Source organism: Flavobacterium sp. ST-158 (assembly GCF_058309975.1).
In genome coordinates this window covers 95,194-112,862 of record NZ_JBZEEN010000006.1, presented here as the reverse complement: position 1 = coordinate 112,862, position 17,669 = coordinate 95,194, and the positions used below count along the sequence as shown (strand labels likewise).

At 32.5% G+C, this 17,669-nt stretch carries 13 protein-coding genes; 7 read left to right on the top strand and 6 right to left on the bottom strand.

Translation table 11 applies throughout. The features are described from left to right. Window positions 1–13 precede the first annotated feature (13 nt). From AC4FRF_RS10625 to AC4FRF_RS10615, 3 genes are all read left to right on the top strand, one after another. Window positions 14–208 carry a hypothetical protein gene (locus AC4FRF_RS10625; protein WP_491159487.1) on the top strand — a complete coding sequence of 65 codons (195 nt, stop codon included), beginning with the start codon at window positions 14–16 and terminating at the stop codon, window positions 206–208. 3 nt (window positions 209–211) lie between these two features. Further along, entirely contained in the window at window positions 212–1,471 is a 1,260-nt protein-coding gene (locus AC4FRF_RS10620; protein ID WP_491159486.1) for a hemolysin family protein, read from the top strand. A 107-nt stretch (window positions 1,472–1,578) separates the two neighbouring features. Then, window positions 1,579–3,678 (top strand): peptidylprolyl isomerase, encoded by a 2,100-nt coding sequence (locus AC4FRF_RS10615; RefSeq protein WP_491159485.1) that lies wholly within the window; start codon window positions 1,579–1,581, stop codon window positions 3,676–3,678. Between the two features lie 90 nt (window positions 3,679–3,768). Here the strand turns inward: AC4FRF_RS10615 and AC4FRF_RS10610 are convergent, their stop codons facing one another. After that, window positions 3,769–4,689: a GYDIA family GHMP kinase gene (locus AC4FRF_RS10610; RefSeq protein ID WP_491159484.1), complete on the bottom strand. Its 921-nt coding sequence runs from the start codon at window positions 4,687–4,689 to the stop codon at window positions 3,769–3,771. A 27-nt stretch (window positions 4,690–4,716) separates the two neighbouring features. Further along, window positions 4,717–6,036 carry a hydroxymethylglutaryl-CoA reductase, degradative gene (locus AC4FRF_RS10605; protein WP_491159663.1) on the bottom strand — a complete coding sequence of 440 codons (1,320 nt, stop codon included), beginning with the start codon at window positions 6,034–6,036 and terminating at the stop codon, window positions 4,717–4,719. A gap of 179 nt (window positions 6,037–6,215) precedes the next feature. On the opposite strand from AC4FRF_RS10605, the gene AC4FRF_RS10600 reads away from it, so the two are divergent. The 3 genes from AC4FRF_RS10600 to AC4FRF_RS10590 all read left to right on the top strand — a co-directional run bounded on the left by AC4FRF_RS10600 (window position 6,216) and on the right by AC4FRF_RS10590 (window position 10,541). After that, window positions 6,216–8,384, top strand: coding sequence for a S9 family peptidase (locus tag AC4FRF_RS10600; protein WP_491159483.1), 2,169 nt, complete (start codon window positions 6,216–6,218; stop codon window positions 8,382–8,384). A gap of 98 nt (window positions 8,385–8,482) precedes the next feature. Continuing rightward, window positions 8,483–10,024, top strand: a complete 1,542-nt coding sequence (locus AC4FRF_RS10595; protein ID WP_491159482.1) for a peptide MFS transporter — start codon at window positions 8,483–8,485, stop codon at window positions 10,022–10,024. Window positions 10,025–10,076: 52 nt separating this feature from the next. Next, window positions 10,077–10,541, top strand: coding sequence for a thioredoxin family protein (locus AC4FRF_RS10590; RefSeq protein ID WP_491159481.1), 465 nt, complete (start codon window positions 10,077–10,079; stop codon window positions 10,539–10,541). A 17-nt stretch (window positions 10,542–10,558) separates the two neighbouring features. Here AC4FRF_RS10590 and AC4FRF_RS10585 read toward each other — a convergent pair whose 3' ends face one another. From AC4FRF_RS10585 to surE, 4 genes are all read right to left on the bottom strand, one after another. Continuing rightward, a complete protein-coding gene (locus tag AC4FRF_RS10585) occupies window positions 10,559–12,586 on the bottom strand; it encodes a ComEC/Rec2 family competence protein (RefSeq protein ID WP_491159480.1) in 2,028 nt (675 codons plus the stop codon). A gap of 39 nt (window positions 12,587–12,625) precedes the next feature. Next, window positions 12,626–13,132, bottom strand: a complete 507-nt coding sequence (locus AC4FRF_RS10580) for a C40 family peptidase (RefSeq protein ID WP_491159479.1) — start codon at window positions 13,130–13,132, stop codon at window positions 12,626–12,628. Continuing rightward, complete coding sequence (gene lpxB, locus AC4FRF_RS10575; protein ID WP_491159478.1) at window positions 13,125–14,237, bottom strand: lipid-A-disaccharide synthase; 1,113 nt, start codon at window positions 14,235–14,237, stop codon at window positions 13,125–13,127. Before lpxB ends, AC4FRF_RS10580 begins: the two co-directional genes overlap by 8 nt. A 141-nt stretch (window positions 14,238–14,378) precedes the next feature. Further along, window positions 14,379–15,158 carry a 5'/3'-nucleotidase SurE gene (gene surE, locus AC4FRF_RS10570; RefSeq protein ID WP_491159477.1) on the bottom strand — a complete coding sequence of 260 codons (780 nt, stop codon included), beginning with the start codon at window positions 15,156–15,158 and terminating at the stop codon, window positions 14,379–14,381. Window positions 15,159–15,346: 188 nt separating this feature from the next. On the opposite strand from surE, the gene AC4FRF_RS10565 reads away from it, so the two are divergent. Continuing rightward, complete coding sequence (locus tag AC4FRF_RS10565; RefSeq protein WP_491159476.1) at window positions 15,347–17,617, top strand: carboxy terminal-processing peptidase; 2,271 nt, start codon at window positions 15,347–15,349, stop codon at window positions 17,615–17,617. Window positions 17,618–17,669 lie beyond the last annotated feature (52 nt).

Sequence of the window (17,669 nt, the reverse complement as noted above, 5' to 3'; positions counted from 1 at the left end):
CAATACTACAACTATGAGTTATTTAAAATACACACCCTATATCTATTTAGTTTTTGCAGCTTTTTTTGTGTACGATGCAATCGTAAAATGGAATGATCCTACGGCAACTCCAGTATTAAGTCTTTTGATTGCAGGTTTAGGTGTTTTTATGTTTTTCTTCAGAAGACGATTTGCTAAAAAAATGCAAGACCGTAACCGTAAATCTTAATTTATGGAAATTAGTATTATAATACTATGCTTAATACTATCTGCGTTTTTTTCAGGAATGGAAATAGCATTCATCTCTTCGAATAAAATTTATCTTGAAATCGAAAAAAAACAAGATGGTTTTATTTCTAAAATTCTAACTAAACTTACCGAAAAACCATCCAAGTTTATTGCAGCCATGCTTATTGGGAACAATATTGCCCTGGTTGTTTATGGTTTTTTTATGGGTGATCTTTTGATGGAGTGGATTAATTCTTTGAGTTTTCATTTTTCGGATATGTTGAGTTTGTTTGTTCAAACGCTGCTCTCAACTTTAATTGTTTTGATTACTGCGGAGTTTTTTCCAAAAGTTTTTTTTCAGATTTATTCTAATGTGCTGATTAAATTTTTTGCTGTTCCAGCTTATGTTTTTTACCTACTTTTTTATTTTATCTCCACATTTATTATTTGGGTTTCAGATTTTATTTTAAAACGTTTTTTTAGAACTGAAGGCGATCAAATTCAATTGTATTTTTCTAAAGTTGAATTAGGGAATTATATTACTGAGCAAATGAGTACGGTAGAAGATGATGAGGAAGTAGATTCTGAAATTCAAATTTTTCAAAATGCCTTAGAGTTTTCAGGTGTAAAAGCCAGAGATATTATGAGTCCACGTACCGAAATTGTGGCGGTGGATTTATACGATTCGGTATCTGAATTAAAGGAACTATTTGTTGAAACAGGGTATTCTAAGATTGTTGTTTACGAGAATTCATTGGATGAAATTATCGGATATGTCCATTCTTTTGATTTGTTTAAGAAACCAAAAAATATCAAGTCAATCGTCATTTCGGTAGAATTTGTTCCTGAAACCATTTATATAAAAGAGGTGATGGATTTGCTTATCAAAAAGCGAAAAAGTGTAGCAGTAGTTTTAGACGAATATGGCGGAACATCAGGAATTATTACGGTTGAAGATATTGTAGAAGAACTTTTTGGTGAGATTGAGGATGAACATGATTTGGACGAAGAATTGATAGAAACAGAGCTAGAAGAGAATGTTTATCTGTTCTCAGCCCGTTTTGATGTAGAATATTTAAATCAAACCTATAAACTTCAAATTCCAGAAAGTGATTCTTATGGGACTTTAGGCGGTTTTATTGTCGATTTTACCAAAGAAATCCCTCAAAAAGGCGATGTAATCAGCATTGGTAGCTATCATTTTGTGATAGAAGAAGCGACAAATAAAAAAATTGAATTAGTAAAAATGACAGTAAAAGAGTGATTTTTTTAGAAAAACAAAAAATCTTTTAAAATAAAACGTTACTTGTATTATTATTAACTAGATAATTGTATTTTCGCAAACTGAATATAAAATTAACAACAATAAAAATGGCAGTTTTATCAAAAATTAGACAACGATCTGCTTTAATGATTGCAGTAATAGCATTAGCTTTATTTGCATTTATCATTGGAGATTTGTTCAAAAGCGGAAGTTTTAACCGTACTTCAAAAGATGTAGGTAGCATCAATGGAAAAGATATTTCATTTGAAGATTTTAGAATTAAAGTAAGTAATGTTGAAAAAAGTGGTCAGGGAATCACTGCTACAGCAGCTGCAAATAGAGTTTGGGAACAAGAAGTTTCTGTAGCTTTATTAACTTCTGAATTTGATAAATTAGGATTAAGAGTAGGTGAAAAACACATTATCGAAATCTTAAAAGCAGATCAAAATATTGGTAAAAATCCAATGTTCTTAAATGCTGCAGGAATGTTTGACTTGGCTAAGTTTAAAGAATATTTCAAAGCTAATCCGACTCAAGCAGAATTCTTGAAAGAAAGAGAAAAAGATGCTGAATTAAATGCAAAATACCAAATCTATAGCACATTGGTAAAAGCAGCTTCATATACTACAAAAGCTGAAGGTGAATTGAAATATAAAATGGAAGCTGATAAAGCTAACTTTTCATATGTTGGGGCTTTGTATTCTTCAATCAAAGACAGTGACGTAAAAGTGACTGATGCTGAAATTTTAGAGTACATGAAGAAAAACGAAAAAAGATATAAAGCGGAGGAATCTCGTGCTGTGGAATATGTTTTAATTGAAGATAAAGCGTCTAAAGAAGATGAAGCTGACGTTAAAGCTAAAATACAAGGTTTATTAAAAGGTAGCGTAGTTTACAATCAGGCAACTGGTAAAAACGATACTTTGGCAGGATTTAAAACCACTAAAAATGTTGTTGAGTTTGTAAATTCAAATTCTGATGTTCCTTATGATTCAACTTATGTTGCTAAGAAAGATTTACCTGCAGTAGATGCAGATCAATTATTCAATTTAGCTCCAGGTGAAGTATATGGTCCTTATGTTTTTGGAAACTACTACTGTATTTCAAAATCTTTAGGTAAAAAATTAGGAGTAAATGCTAAAGCAAGCCATATCTTAATTAGTTATGAAGGGGCTCAAGTTCCAAATCAAAGAGAAAAAAGAACTAAGGAGGAAGCAAAAGCTAAGGCTGAAGAGATTTTAGCACAAGTAAATGCTAATCCAGAAAGTTTCATGATGTTGGCTTTCCAATATTCTGATGATTCATCTGCTCAACAAGGTGGTGATTTAGGTTATTTTGGTCCAAACCAAATGGTGAAACCATTTAATGATTTTGTTTTCAATAACGGAATTGGAAAAATTGGTTTAGTAGAAACTCCTTTTGGATTCCATATTATCAAAATTACTGATAAACAAGACGGAATTCGTTTAGCTACTGTTGCTATAAAATTAGAGCCTTCAGAAGCTACTTCTGATAAAGTATTTACTCAAGCAACTAAATTTGAAATGGAAGCTGCTGATAAAGATTTTAATAAAGTAGCAAAAGAAATGAATTTAACAGTTGCTCCTGCGGTTTCAGTAAGAGCAATGGATGAGAATTTTGGTGCTTTAGGAAATCAAAGAGCTATTGTAAGATGGGCATTTGATGATGATACCAAAGTAGGTTCGGTAAAACGTTTTGAAGTTGCTAATTTAGGTCACATAATTGCTACAGTTAAAAATGTTGATGATTCAGGATTTGCTCCAATTGATCAAGTAAGACCATTTATTGAAACAAAATTGAAGAAAGCTAAAAAAGCTGAAATGCTAAAAGCTAAAATGACTGCTACTTCTTTGGATGCTATCGCTAAGGCTACAGCAAGTAAAGTTGAACAAGTTGCTGATGTAACTTTAGATAATCCAGTATTGAATGGTGGTGTAGGACAAGAACCAAGAGTAGTAGGGACTGCATTTGCTTTAGCAGCTAACAAAATGTCAGCTCCTATTGAAGGAAATACAGGTGTTTATGTTGTAAAAACAACTAGTATTGTAAAAGCTCCAGCTGTAAAAGATGTAGCTCCTTATGTTGCTAAAGTTAAAGCACAGTCAGCAGCTGATGTTAATAGAGTATTGCCTGCTCTTAAAGATATTGCTGATATAAAAGACAACAGAAAACAATTCAACTACTAGATTTATAGTATTAGATTAATTTTAATTTCATAAAAAAAACCGTTTTGATAAAATTTCAAAACGGTTTTTTTATATCTTTTTTTTTGGCTTTTACAATATCATTTCTTTGTATGGGATGATAGTTTTATAACCTTTAGAAGTAAAATAAGTAATAGGGCTCACTTCGGAAACCACCATGATAAAATCTCCGCCCCAAGCACCAAGACTTTTTATTTCGCCAATAAAATCAAAAAACAAATCTTCTTTTACGGTGTTTGTTTCTAAAATACTACTCATAATAGCTTCGTGTTTACTGATAGCAACTGCCATAGCATTGCTGTTTTTTGCATGAAGAATTTCCTGAGTAAGCTTGTCTATTTTTGCGATGTTTTTCTCCGTGTCTGTGGTTTTATTTTTTTGGTAATTGGCTATCGCCGTTTTGCTACTTTGTTTTTTATTCAAATACACAAAATAAATGTTATCTGTAAAGTTTGGATGAAATTGAATCGTTTCTACTTTTGCTTTTCCATGTTTTAATTGATAAAGTATAGGGGTGTTGTTTTGTGCGCAAGCAATATCGTAACCACTGCCCCCAAAACTATTTTTAAGTAGCTCAAATGCATCTATTGCCAGCCATTGGGCTATGTTGTTAATTAGTGTAGAAGAAGTGCCTAGTCCCCATTTTTTTGGAAAAGTCAATTCAGTGCTAATTTCATAACCAATAATTTTAGTTATAAAACTTGGATTTAAAAGAAAGGCTTCATGAAGAATTTTTTGCAAGGTTTTTTTAACGGATTCTTCAGGTGATTCTACTGGGTTTTCAATTTCTGAAAAATTCAAATGATCTTCAAACCAAATGCTGCCATCGGAATCAAAGCTTTTCCAACTTATTCCTGGTTTTTGGCTTTCTTCAATAATTAAATTTTGACCGTATTTTGTTGGCAATGCCAATGCTTTTGCGCCATCTAAAACCAAATATTCAGCGGTAATCAATAACTTTCCGTTGCTGTAAAATGTTTTTTTTGTATCCATTTCCAAATTGAATTAATAGCGATGCTATTATTTTTTTCTTAGACCTTCAATAAAATTAACTACTCCACTATGTGATACCACATGGTTTTTAAAGTGTTTTTGTACTAAAGTGCGTTCGTTAGCCGTAGCTTCAAATTGATTCAAAATATTATTCAAATGCATTTTCATGTGTCCGTCTTGGATTCCGGTTGTAGTCAACGAACGTAAAGCAGCAAAATTTTGCGCTAATCCTGCAACGGCAACAATTTCCATTAATTCTTTGGCCGAAGGATTTTCGAGCATTTCTAATGAAAGTTTAACTAAAGGATGTAAGCTCGTTAATCCGCCAACAGTTCCTAAAGCTAAAGGAACTTCGAGCCAAAAACTAAAAATTCCATTTTCTATTTTAGCATGCGATAAACTGCTGTATTGTCCAGACTTTGCTGCATAAGCATGAACTCCTGCTTCCACAGCTCTAAAATCGTTTCCGGTTGCTAAGATTACTGCATCAATCCCATTCATGATGCCTTTGTTGTGTGTTACAGCACGAAAAGGTTCTACTTCGGCAATTTGTACTGCTTGAACAAAACGTTCTGCAAAGTTTTGCGGATTTGGAATATGTTTTTCTGCTAGTTCCTCAACAGCACATGAAACTTCTGCTCTAACTATGCAATTTGGAACATAATTAGAAAGGATACTCATTACTATTTCGATGTTTTTTTCTTCTTCTGTAAAAAGCTCATATAGCTGTGCTTCAGATTTTAGAATACTAGCAAATTGCTCCAAACAGGAGTTGATAAAATTAGCGCCCATGCTGTCTTTCGTGTCAAAAGTAGCATGCAGTTGAAAATAATTTTGCAGTAACATGGTTTTATCTTCTAGTGTAATGTCTAGAATTCCTCCACCACGTTGTTGCATGTTTTTGGTGAGATTTTCTGTTTCTGAGAAAAACTTTGCTTTGGTTTGAGCAAAGAATAATTCTAATTTTGAAATATCTCCTTTATACATAAAATGTACCTGACCAATTTTTTCGGTATTGATAACCGTTGTTTTAAAACCACCACGTGTGGCCCAAAATTTAGCCGATTTTGAAGCAGCAGCTACTACTGAACTTTCTTCAATAGCCATTGGAATGGTGTGGTACTTGTCATTAATTAGAAAATTAGGAGCAACTCCGAGTGGAATATAAAAATTACTTATGGTGTTTTCTATAAACTCATCGTGTAGTTTTTGGAGTTTTTCGTCTGAATTCCAATATTTTTTTAATAATTCAATGGCGTTTGTTGGATTCGAAAAATAAGCAGATGCAATCCAGTTAATTTTTTCTTCCTTTGTTAGTTTTGAGAAACCTGCGACGGCTTTATTCATTTTCAATGGATTATAATGTAATGAGGCGCAAATATACGTTTTAGCCTTTTTATTTGCCATTAATTTAGTGTCAATAAATAAGATTGTTGTAATTTGTCCACTGTATTTTAATTGTTTAAATGTGAGATTATTGTTATTTTTCACTAAAATTGAATTCATTTAAATTAGATCCTTAAATTATGAAGCATAAGTTTTTAGCATCCGTTTTGTTCTTGTTGAGTTTTGTTGTTGTTGGGCAACAAAAAATTACCGTTGAATCTATTTATCGAGGAATGTTTAGAACTCAGGATATGGATGAGTTTCATGCGTTAAAAAAGTCCAATCAATACACCGTTTTGAATTACAATCAAGCTAGTCAGTCTGCGCAAGTTGACTTGTTTGATTATGCCAGTTTGGAAAAAAAAGCCACAATTATCAATACCAAAGATTTTGAAGGTTTGCCAATGATTGATAGTTATAGCTTTGATTCGGACGAGAAAATGATGTTGTTGGCTTGTAATTCTAACCAAATTTACCGTCACTCTTTTACAGCTAATTATTACCTGTATGATATTTCAAAAAAGGAATTGACTCCTTTATTTGATTTTCAAATTCAAGAACCTACTTTTTCGCCTGATGGAAAAAAGATTGCCTTTGCCAGAGAAAACAATTTGTATGTTTATGATATTGAATCAAAAATAACCACTCAGATTACGACTGATGGAAAGAAAAATGAAATTATAAACGGAATTTGTGATTGGGTTTATGAGGAGGAATTTTCATTTGTGCGTGCTTTTGATTGGTCTAAAGACAGTAAAAAAATTGCCTTCATTCGATTTGATGAGTCTGAAGTTCCTGAGTTTTCCATGACTGTTTTTAATAAACAACTGTATCCTGAGGTGGAGACTTTTAAGTACCCAAAGGCAGGGGAGAAAAACTCAACAGTTTCTTTAAAAATTTATGATGTTGAGACTAAAGATACAAAAATGGTAGATTTGAGCAATTATTCTGATTTCTATATTGCTCGATTGCAATGGACTAATGATGCTAAGGTGTTGTCAGCTCAAGTTTTAAATCGTCATCAAGATAATTTAGACTTACTTTTTATTGAGGGAAATACAGCGAATAAAAAAGTGGTTTTGAACGAAAAAGACAAAGCCTACGTTGATGTTACCGATAATCTTACTTTTCTAAAAGACAATAGTTTTATTTGGACGAGTGAAAAAGATGGTTTCAATCATATTTATTGTTATGATAAAACAGGGAAATTGAAAAATCAAGTAACAAAAGGCAGTTGGGAAGTCACCGCTTTATATGGATTTGACGAAAAAAACAATACGTTATTTTATCAGTCAACTGAAAATGGTTCAATCAATAGAGGGGTATATAAAATTGGATTAAACGGGAAAAATAAAGTGGCTTTGTCAAATGAATTGGGAACAAATGAAGCAGCTTTTAGTCCCAATTTTGAATATTATATTCGTACTTTTTCAAGTGCTAATCAGGCTACTACTTATACTTTGAACGAAGCTAAATCAGGCAAAGAATTAAAAATAATACAAAATAATGTTGCGCTAACCAGCCGACTAAAAGAGTACAATTTACCAGCTAAGGAGTTTTTTGTTTTAAAAACCGAAAAAGGAAATGAATTAAATGCTTGGATACTTAAACCAAAAGATTTTGATTCAACTAAAAAATATGCTGTTTTTATGACGCAGTATTCTGGACCAGGCTCACAACAAGTAGCTAATAAATGGAATACAATTGATGATTATTGGTACATGATGTTAGCCCAACAAGGCTATGTTATAGTTTGTGTGGATGGTAGGGGAACTGGTTTTAAAGGAGCTGATTTTAAGAAAATGACGCAATTGCAATTAGGGAAATATGAAGTAGAAGATCAGATTGATGCGGCTAAAGTTATTGGAAATTATCCTTATGTTGACAAAACTAGAATAGGAATATTTGGATGGTCTTATGGCGGATTTATGGCTTCCAATTGTATTTTGAAAGGAAGTGATATTTTTAAAATGGCCATAGCTGTTGCTCCAGTTACTAATTGGCGATTTTATGATTCGGTTTATACCGAAAGATACTTGCAAACGCCTCAGGAAAATGCCAGTGGTTATGATGATAATTCACCTATTAATTTTGCCAGCAGATTAAAGGGGAAATATCTGTTGATTCATGGAAGTGCTGATGATAATGTGCATTTGCAAAATTCGATGGAAATGATGAGCGCCTTAATCCAAGCTAATAAACAATTCGATTCTCAAATTTATCCCGATTGTAATCATGGAATTTACGGAGGAATGACGCGAATTCAATTATTTAATAAAATGACTAATTTTATTCATGAAAATTTATAAATTGAATTCAGAAGTTAGATTTTAGAACTATATTTGGAATGGAGTTTTTTAAATTTTCAAGGAAAAACTAGATTTACTAACAAAATTATAGGTCATTTATGAATCAAGATAGTCAAGATCATTTTTTTAAGAGTTCTGTTTTAGGACATCCGGCAGGTTTGTTTGTTTTATTTTTTACTGAAATGTGGGAGCGTTTTTCTTATTATGGAATGCGTGCCTTGTTGGTTTTGTTTTTAACCACTTCAATAGCTAAAGGTGGATGGGCATGGAATGTAGAAGATGCTATGGCATTGTATGGAACTTATACTATGGTAGTTTATTTTACGCCTATTGTTGGGGGGTATTTAGCCGATAGATTTTTAGGTTATCGCTGGGCAGTAGTAATTGGTGCTTTTGTAATGACCTTGGGACATGCTTCTATGGCGGTTGAAACGCCAACTTTTTTATATATCGGGATTGTTTGTTTGATGATTGGTAATGGTTTGTTTAAACCTAATATGACATCGATAATTTCTAATGCTTACGAAAAACACCCAGAAAAAAAAGACGGCGCATATTCCTTGTTTTATATGGGAGTAAATGCCGGAGCTTTTTTAGGAATCATGCTTTGCGGTTATATTGGTGAAAAAGTTTCCTGGAGTTTAGGTTTTGGTTTAGCGGGTATTTTTATGTTTTTTGGGATGCTTCAATTTTATTTTACGCAAAATATTTTTGGAAGTATCGGCTTACCGCCTACATCTGAAACCAAAATAGCGTCTAAAGAAAAAGAGGCACAAGAAAATGTTGCCTCACATATTATTCGTGATCGGATTATTGCAGTAGTCATTTTTTCTGTTTTTTCTGTTTTCTTTTGGGCAGCCTTTGAACAAGCGGGAGGTTCTATGACCATTTTTGCAGAAAAATTTACACAGCGTGAATTATTTGGTAATTCGGCTTTGATTTTTAAAATTACCGATGCTTTATTGACTATTATTCCTTTGTTAGTAATAAGTTATGTTTTGTTGAAATTGTTTTCAAAAACAGTAAAAGAATATGCTTTAGGGAATAGTATTTTGTCGTTGAGTTTTATAATTATTTGGGGGATAGTTATCTGGAAAATTAAAAGAGATTTTTCAACTACAGAAACTGAAGTTCCGGCTTCATGGTTTGGAATCTTGAATTCATTGTTTATTATTTGTTTTGCTCCATTTTTTTCAAAATGGTGGGAGAGTAAATATAATATTTCAGGGCCAATGAAATTTGGGCTTGGGCTAGCTTTATTAGGATTAGGTTTTGGTTTTCTGGCTTATGGAAGTATGGGTATTACTGCTGATTCAGTAGTTCGTGTTAGTATGGTTTGGCTTATTGCAGCTTATTTGTTTCATACATTGGGAGAATTATGTATTTCACCTGTAAGTTTGTCTTATATTAGCAAATTAGTGCCTGCAAGCTGGATTGGAATTATGTTTGGAGTGTATTATTTGTTCTTAGGAATGGGAAATAAATTGGCTGGTTCTATGGGAGGATTAATTGAAACCATCACTGAACAATATAGTTTGTCTACTTTTTTCTTAATATTTACCATTATACCCGTAGGTTTAGGGGTATTAATGTTATTATTGTCTCCTTTAATGAAAAAAATAATGCATGGGGTAAGCTAGCTGACATTTAGTGGTATTATTTTTGTGTAAATTTGTGAATATAAAATTAGTTATGAAAAAAATATATTTGATTGCTATTTTCTTTATTGGTCTTGTTTCGGCTCAGGCTCAGGAATTAAAATGGCATACTGATGTTAAGGAAGCTATTGCAATTGGCAATAAAGAAAACAAACCTTTGCTGTTGTTTTTTACAGGAAGTGATTGGTGCGGATGGTGTATTCGTTTGCAAAAAGAAGTGTTGAAAACGCCGGAATTCACTAAATGGGCAAATGAAAAAGTGGTTTTAGTTGAATTAGATTATCCTAGAAGTGTGCCTCAGACTCCAGAAATTAAGAAGCAAAATTTTGAGATACAAAATGCATTTCAAGTTCAAGGATATCCAACGGTTTATTTTGCTACTGCGGCTACAACTCCCGAAGGTAAAGTTAATTTTCAAGGATTAGGGAAAACAGGTTATGTTCCTGGTGGTCCTGTAGCTTGGTTAGAAGTGGCTAATGGAATTTTGAATCAAAAATAAAATTAGAAAATCATAATTTAGTTTAATTGGAAGTATCCCTTTTCGGCAGTAGCATGAAAAGGGATTTTTTGTTTTCTGCAACTTATTTTCCATTGTTGTAAAATTGATTTGTAGTTTGAACCATCGGCAATAACTAGTTTTGGTTTTAGAGAAAAAAGCATTCGGTCTATGTTTATTTTGGGCGATTGTGTCAGTACAACAATATCTGGTTTTATGTTTTTTGGAAAAACACCATTGCTATCTAAAACCAGAATTCTTTTTCCTTTAAAATAAATGGTATGTTTTAGTGATTCTTGTTTTTGAATGTGACTGAAATTTCCAAGTAAATATGAATTCAAAATTTTGTTTTTGAAAGCAGTACTGTCATTCGAATAAAGGAAAACTTCTTTTCCCAGACGTTTAAGCACTACTGTTTTTTTTATGAGATTAAAAACGATCCATTCTTCTTGGTGTTCAACTTGCCAATTGTTCATTAAAACAGCCAATTGTAAACTAATAATAGATACTAAAACAACACAAAGTTGCTTGAAGCGTTTTTCTTGTAAATAAAGAATTAATGCAATTATTAGTATATAGCTGCAACTAAGTAAGCTAAAGTTAAACGGAACATCTTTGATGATAAATTGTTCAAAAGAAGCAATGTTATTGATGATTTTGTTAAGTAGAAGAATACTCCATTCTAAAGGTTTGCTAAGGTAAAGGACTGAAAAACCAATGGCTGCTAAAGTCATTGTTGCAATTCCTAGAAACATGATTATGCTTAGGAGCGGAATTACAACCAAATTAGTTATGAAGAATAAACCAGGAAATTGATGAAAATAATACAAGCTTAATGGTAATGTACCTATTTGTGCAGCAATAGAAACAGTGAGAATGTCCCAAAAATAGTTGGCTATTTTATTTTTAGATTTCCAATAAGAGGCTAAAATAGGTTGAAACCAAACAATAAAAAACACGGCCAGATAACTGAGTTGAAAACCAACATCAAATAAAAAATTTGCCTGAAAAAGTAATATCAATAACATTGAAACTAATAAGGTATGATAGATGTTAACAGTTCTTCGGAGGTGTAAACCGATTGCAACAAATGAAAACATAGTAACCGAACGAACGATAGATGCCGATAAGCCTGCAATGAAAGCAAATAGCAACAAGCAAATGAGTATGATGCTTAGTTTTGTAAAAGAACCTTTTTTTGTATTTGGTATTGGTTTTAGGATGAAGTTTAGAAATAAGAAGATAAAACCAATATGCAAGCCAGATACAGACAGCATATGAATAGCGCCAGCATATTGATAATCTTGGATAATTTCGGGAGCTATGTCTTGACGTTGGCCCAAGATTAGAGCGGTAGTGATTGATAATGCCGTTTTGTTAAAGTCTGTTTTTTCTAAATTATGGATAATCCGATTTCTAATTTTAGCAATATAAAACCAAAGGTCTTTTTGTGGTTCAGTACTAATTTTTATGTTTTCAGGATTGGCATATAATTGGGCATAAATTTGTTTTTGCTTAAGATAGTTTCCGTAATCAAATTGATGTGGATTATCAGGCTTTTTGTTTTTTTGTAAATAACCTTTGATTTTTAAAATTGATCCAACTTCTAGTATCTGAGCGCTTTTTTCTTTGGGGATATTCAGTAAAATACGACCACTGTAGTTTTTGTGATTTATAGATTTAACAAGGGCAATGTAACGCTGGTTGTAATTGCTGTTTTTTAGTTTTTCTCGTATAACGATGTGAATTAAATTTTCTTTTACAAAAAGAGATTCGTCGTGACAATAATGGTCTTTTTTAAAAGAATCGTTTTGTATAATCAAGCTACTAATTCCAATTAAAAAAGAAATGAAGTAAGTTAGGATGGAAAAATATAGTTTTTTTTCAAGGCTTATTTTAGCTCCAAAAAAGGAAAAAATTAATAGAATTAACGAAAAGAGAAGGAGTCCAAAAATCCAATTTGGATTTATTTGAACATAGAAAGCGGTGAGAATTCCTAAAAGGAAACCCAATGTGATTTTTGCCAAAGGAAATTGCAGTACTTTCATAATTCTAAAGTACGAATTTTCGGCAAATTTTAATCTTTTTTAAGGTAAAATTCTATTGATTTGTGCAAAAGTTCTTTGGTAGTAAGATTCTTTGGTGGAGGATATTATGACTCCTTTGGAAGTAGAAGAATGAATAAATTGCAGTTCATCTTCTTTAGCTTCAATTACAATCCCTACATGGTTAATTTGGCTTCGGTTGTTGGTTTTAAAAAAGATTAAATCACCTTTTTGAGCTTTCGATATGTTTTTACCTAAGTCAATTCCCACTTTGGATTGTTCAGTCGAATTGCGCGGTAACTTGATGTCGTATTGGTTAAAAGTAGTAAAAACTAATCCTGAACAATCAAAACCAGCCTTGGTTGTTCCTGCATATTTGTACGGAACTCCCATGTTTTCGGTTGCGGTATGAATGATTTGTTCCACAAGTGTGTTGTGGTTTTTTTTATCCGTTTTAGATGTTGCTACTGCTGTTGATTTACAAGAAGCAAAAAGGATAGGAATTAGAATTAAAAATAATAACGGTTTTAAAAGGCTTATTTTAGGCATTCAAATTGGCAATAATTGATTGAGCTGTTTTTTTACTGGCACCTGTTCCTCCTAATTTTTGTTCTAAGTTGTCGTATTTAACCAACAGTTTTTTGCGGTATTCGGAATCAAGTATTTTATTTAACTCCTTTTTGATGTTTTTAGTATTGCAATCGTCTTGAATTAATTCAGTTACTACTTCCTCATCCATAATAAGGTTTACTAATGAAATGTATTTTAAGGTAATAATACGTTTGGCAATTTGGTACGAAATCCAACTTCCTTTATAACATACTACTTCGGGAACTTTAAAAAGTGCCGTTTCTAAGGTAGCGGTTCCCGATGTAACTAAAGCAGCATGAGCAATTTTCAATAAATCATAGGTTTTATTGGAAATGAATTTGATGTTGTTTTTTGTAATAAAGCTTTGGTAGAAACTAAATTCTTGGCTTGGTGCGCCGGCAATCACAAATTGATAATCTGGAAAATCATCTACTACACTAAGCATTACCGAAAGCATTTTAGTGATTTCTTGTTTTCTGCTTCCAGGCAATATGGCTATAATTGGTTTTTCGCTTAAATTATGTTCAGCCTTAAAAGTAGTTGTTTCAATTTCTGGACGTTGTGCAATGGCATCAATTAGCGGATGTCCTACATAAGTTACATCATAATTGTACTTTTTGTAAAAAGGCTTCACAAAAGGCAAAACTACATACATGTGGTCAATGGTTGCTTTTATCGTTTCTACTCTTCCTGCTCTCGATGCCCAAACTTGTGGGCTGATATAATAAAAAGTTTTGAATCCAGCTGGTTTAGCCCATTTAGCAATTCGGAGATTGAATCCTGAGTTATCAATAAAAATTAAAGCATCGGGTTGGTAATTGCTGATATCTTCTTTACAGGCTTTAATGAAACCAAGGATTTTAGATAGGTTTTTAATAATCTCCGAAAATCCCATATAAGCTCTGTCTTTATAATGAGAAACAAGTTCTCCTCCCGCATTTTGCATCAAATCACCACCCCAGCAACGAATATGAGCTTCTTTATCTTGTTTAAGGATTTCCTTAATTAAATTAGAACCATGTAAGTCACCTGATGCCTCTCCGGCTATAATGTAGTATTTCATTGTGTGCTGCTTAATTTAAATCAGTAATCAAAATTAACTATTCCAACTTCAGGAATCAAATATGTAAGTCGAAAGTTTAAAGTCGTTAAGTTAAAAGGATTTGTACTTGCTAAAATCTAAGTTTTTCTGTTCTAAAATAATTTATTTGTTCCAATCCCAGCTGTTAAGTTGTTGCGTAGCATGATAGGCTGTTAAGTCAAACTGTACAGGAACAATAGAAATATAGCCATTTTTTAAGGCCCATTCATCCGTATCTTCGCCGTGGTCTTGGTTGACAAACTCACCGGATAACCAATAATAATCGCGTCCTTGTGGTGTTTTGCGTTTGTGAAATTTTTCCATCCAAAGTGCCCTCGCTTGACGACAAATTTTAATTCCCTTGATTTCTTCTTGGTTTAATTTTGGGAAATTGACATTCAAAACCACATCTTTCGGTAGTTTGTTTTCTAATACTTCTAAGGTTATTTTTCGAATAAATGGCTTTATTTCTTCAAAATTAGCGTTCCAATCAAAGTCTAAAAGCGAAAAACCGATGGCTGGAATTCCTTCAATTCCAGCTTCAATAGCAGCGCTCATAGTTCCCGAATAAATAATGTTTATCGACGAATTAGAACCATGATTTACACCAGAAACACATAAATCAGGTTTTCTTTTAAGAACCTCGTTAACGGCAATTTTGACACAATCTACGGGTGTTCCTGAGCAGCTGTAAATAGGAATTGAATCGTTTTCTGTTGATATTTTATTTAAATATAAAGTTTCGTTTGTGGTAATAGCATGTCCCATCCCGCTTTGTGGTTTATCAGGTGCCACAACTACAATTTCTCCAATTTCGGACATAACAGCAATTAAAGCATTAATTCCGGGTGCTGTAACTCCATCATCATTGGTGATTAATATTAAAGGTTTATTTTGAGTCATAAGAAAAATGGATTTTTTGAAACTTTTCAGGTTAAAAAAGAGAGATATTAAACAAAGTAAATAAAATTTATTTAGTTCTCGGATTATTGGGTTTAAGAAAAAAAACATTTTTATATCTTTAACAAAAAATTGGGGAAGCCTTATTATTGTTGGCTTGGATTTTCCCGTAACTTAGTTCAAAAATTTGAATGAATACTATTCTTAACTTTATGAAAAGAAATTATAAAATACTTATTGCTGTTGCTTTTTTATCGGTAACACTATTTGCATTTAAAATGAAATCAGCTGCTGCTGATCCTTCCGATAAGGATAAATTACTTTTAGAATTACTCACTTTTGTTATTGAAAAAGGACATTATAGTCCGGCAACTATTGACGATGCTTTCTCTAAAGGGGTTTATAAAGATTACATTCAGGCGTTGGATCCGTCCAAACGTTTTTTTCTTCAATCGGATATTGATGAGTTTTCTAAGTACGAATTAGACTTAGATGATGAGTTGATAAATAAAGATTTAAGCTTTTTTACATTGTCTTATGATCGTTTGATGCAAAGAATGAAAGAAAGTCAAAGTTTGTATAAGGAAATTTTAAAAACTCCTTTTGATTATAGTGTCGACGAAAGTTTTAATACAGATTATGAGAAAGCACCTTACGCTAAAACGGAAGCTGAACTAAAAGAACGTTGGAGAAAACAATTAAAATTAACCACACTTTCTTCTTTGACAGATCGTTTGAAAATACAGGAAAATAAAGGTAAAATTTCCAAGGAAGAAACGGATTTGATTTCAAATCCATTGTCTAATGACGAAGATGCAGTATCTCCTGTTGAGACTAAGAAGAACGTTTCGGCCGAAGATAGTAAACCTAAAACTTTTGAAGAATTAGAAAAGGAAACCCGTGAAAGTACTTCTAAATCTTTGGATGAATACTTTGGTTTTATGAAAGATTTGGATAGAAACGATTGGTTTTCTGTTTATATCAATTCTATTACAGCTCGTTTTGATCCGCATACGAATTACTTTGCCCCAGAGGAAAAAGAGCGTTTTGATGTAAGTATTAGTGGAACTTTAGAAGGAATTGGTGCTCGTTTGCAAAAGAAAAACGATTATACTGAGATTTCTGAATTGATTTCTGGAGGTCCAGCTTGGCGCGGAAAACAATTGGAGGCAGGTGATATTGTGATGAAAGTGGCTCAGGGAGATGGTCAGCCGGTAGATGTGGTGGGAATGCGTCTGGATGATGTGGTTAAAAAAATTAAAGGCCCAAAAGGAACTGAAGTTCGTTTGACTATTAAAAAAGTAGATGGAACAATCAAAGTAATTTCAATTATTAGAGATATTGTTGAAATTGAAGAAACCTATGCAAAATCAAGTATCGTCAATAAAAACGGCTTGAAATATGGAGTTATTTATTTGCCTAAATTCTATATTAATTTTGAGAATAAAGACGGTAGAGATGCCGGAAAAGATATTGCTCTTGAGGTTGAGAGATTGAAACAAGCTAAGGTTGACGGAATTGTTTTAGACGTTCGTGATGATGGTGGAGGGTCTTTGTCTACCGTTGTTGATATTGCAGGATTATTTATTGAGCAAGGACCGATTGTTCAAATAAAATCGGCTGGTAGAAAGAAAGAAGTGCTATATGATAGGGATAAAAAAATAGAGTGGGATGGACCATTAGTAATTATGGTGAATAGTTTTTCTGCTTCAGCTTCTGAGATTTTAGCAGCTGCTATTCAAGACTACAAGCGTGGTGTTATCATTGGAAGTAAACAAACTTATGGTAAAGGTACTGTTCAAAATGTAATTGATTTGAATCAGTTTGTTCGTAGTAATGAGTTGGGAGATTTAGGAGCGCTTAAAACCACAACTCAGAAATTCTATAGAATCAATGGAGGTTCTACACAATTAGAAGGAGTAAGTAGTGATGTAGTGATGCCAGACCGTTATTCTTATTTAAAAATGGGAGAACGCGATGTGGAAAATGCGATGCCTTGGGATAAAATTGATGCTGCTGAATATACTGTTTGGAAAAGTAATGAAAATTTTAACAAAGCCATTTTACACAGTAAAGAGCGCATTGCCGCTAATCCACAGTTCAAATTAATTGAGGAAAATGCAAAATGGATTGATACAAGAAGCGAAGAAAATGAATATAGTTTAAATATTGACAAATTTAGAAAAGCTCAAAATGCTATTGAAGAAAAAGCCAAAAAGTTCAAGCCCATTTTTGATTATAAAAATGATTTGAAATTTACTTCTTTGCCTTATGAAGTGGAGCAAATGAGTAAGGATAATATTTTAAAAGAAAAAAGAGACCGTTGGCATGAAAGTTTGTCTAAAGATGTTTATGTGGAGGAAGCATTGAATGTGTTAGATGATTTACAAACAAAAGTGAACTTGAAAAATAATTCGATTCCAACTAATTCCAGTAAAAAAGAAAAGTTGGCTAAATCTTAAATTATAAAATAGTATTGAGAAACCGCTCTGGAAATTAGTTTGATTTTCAGAG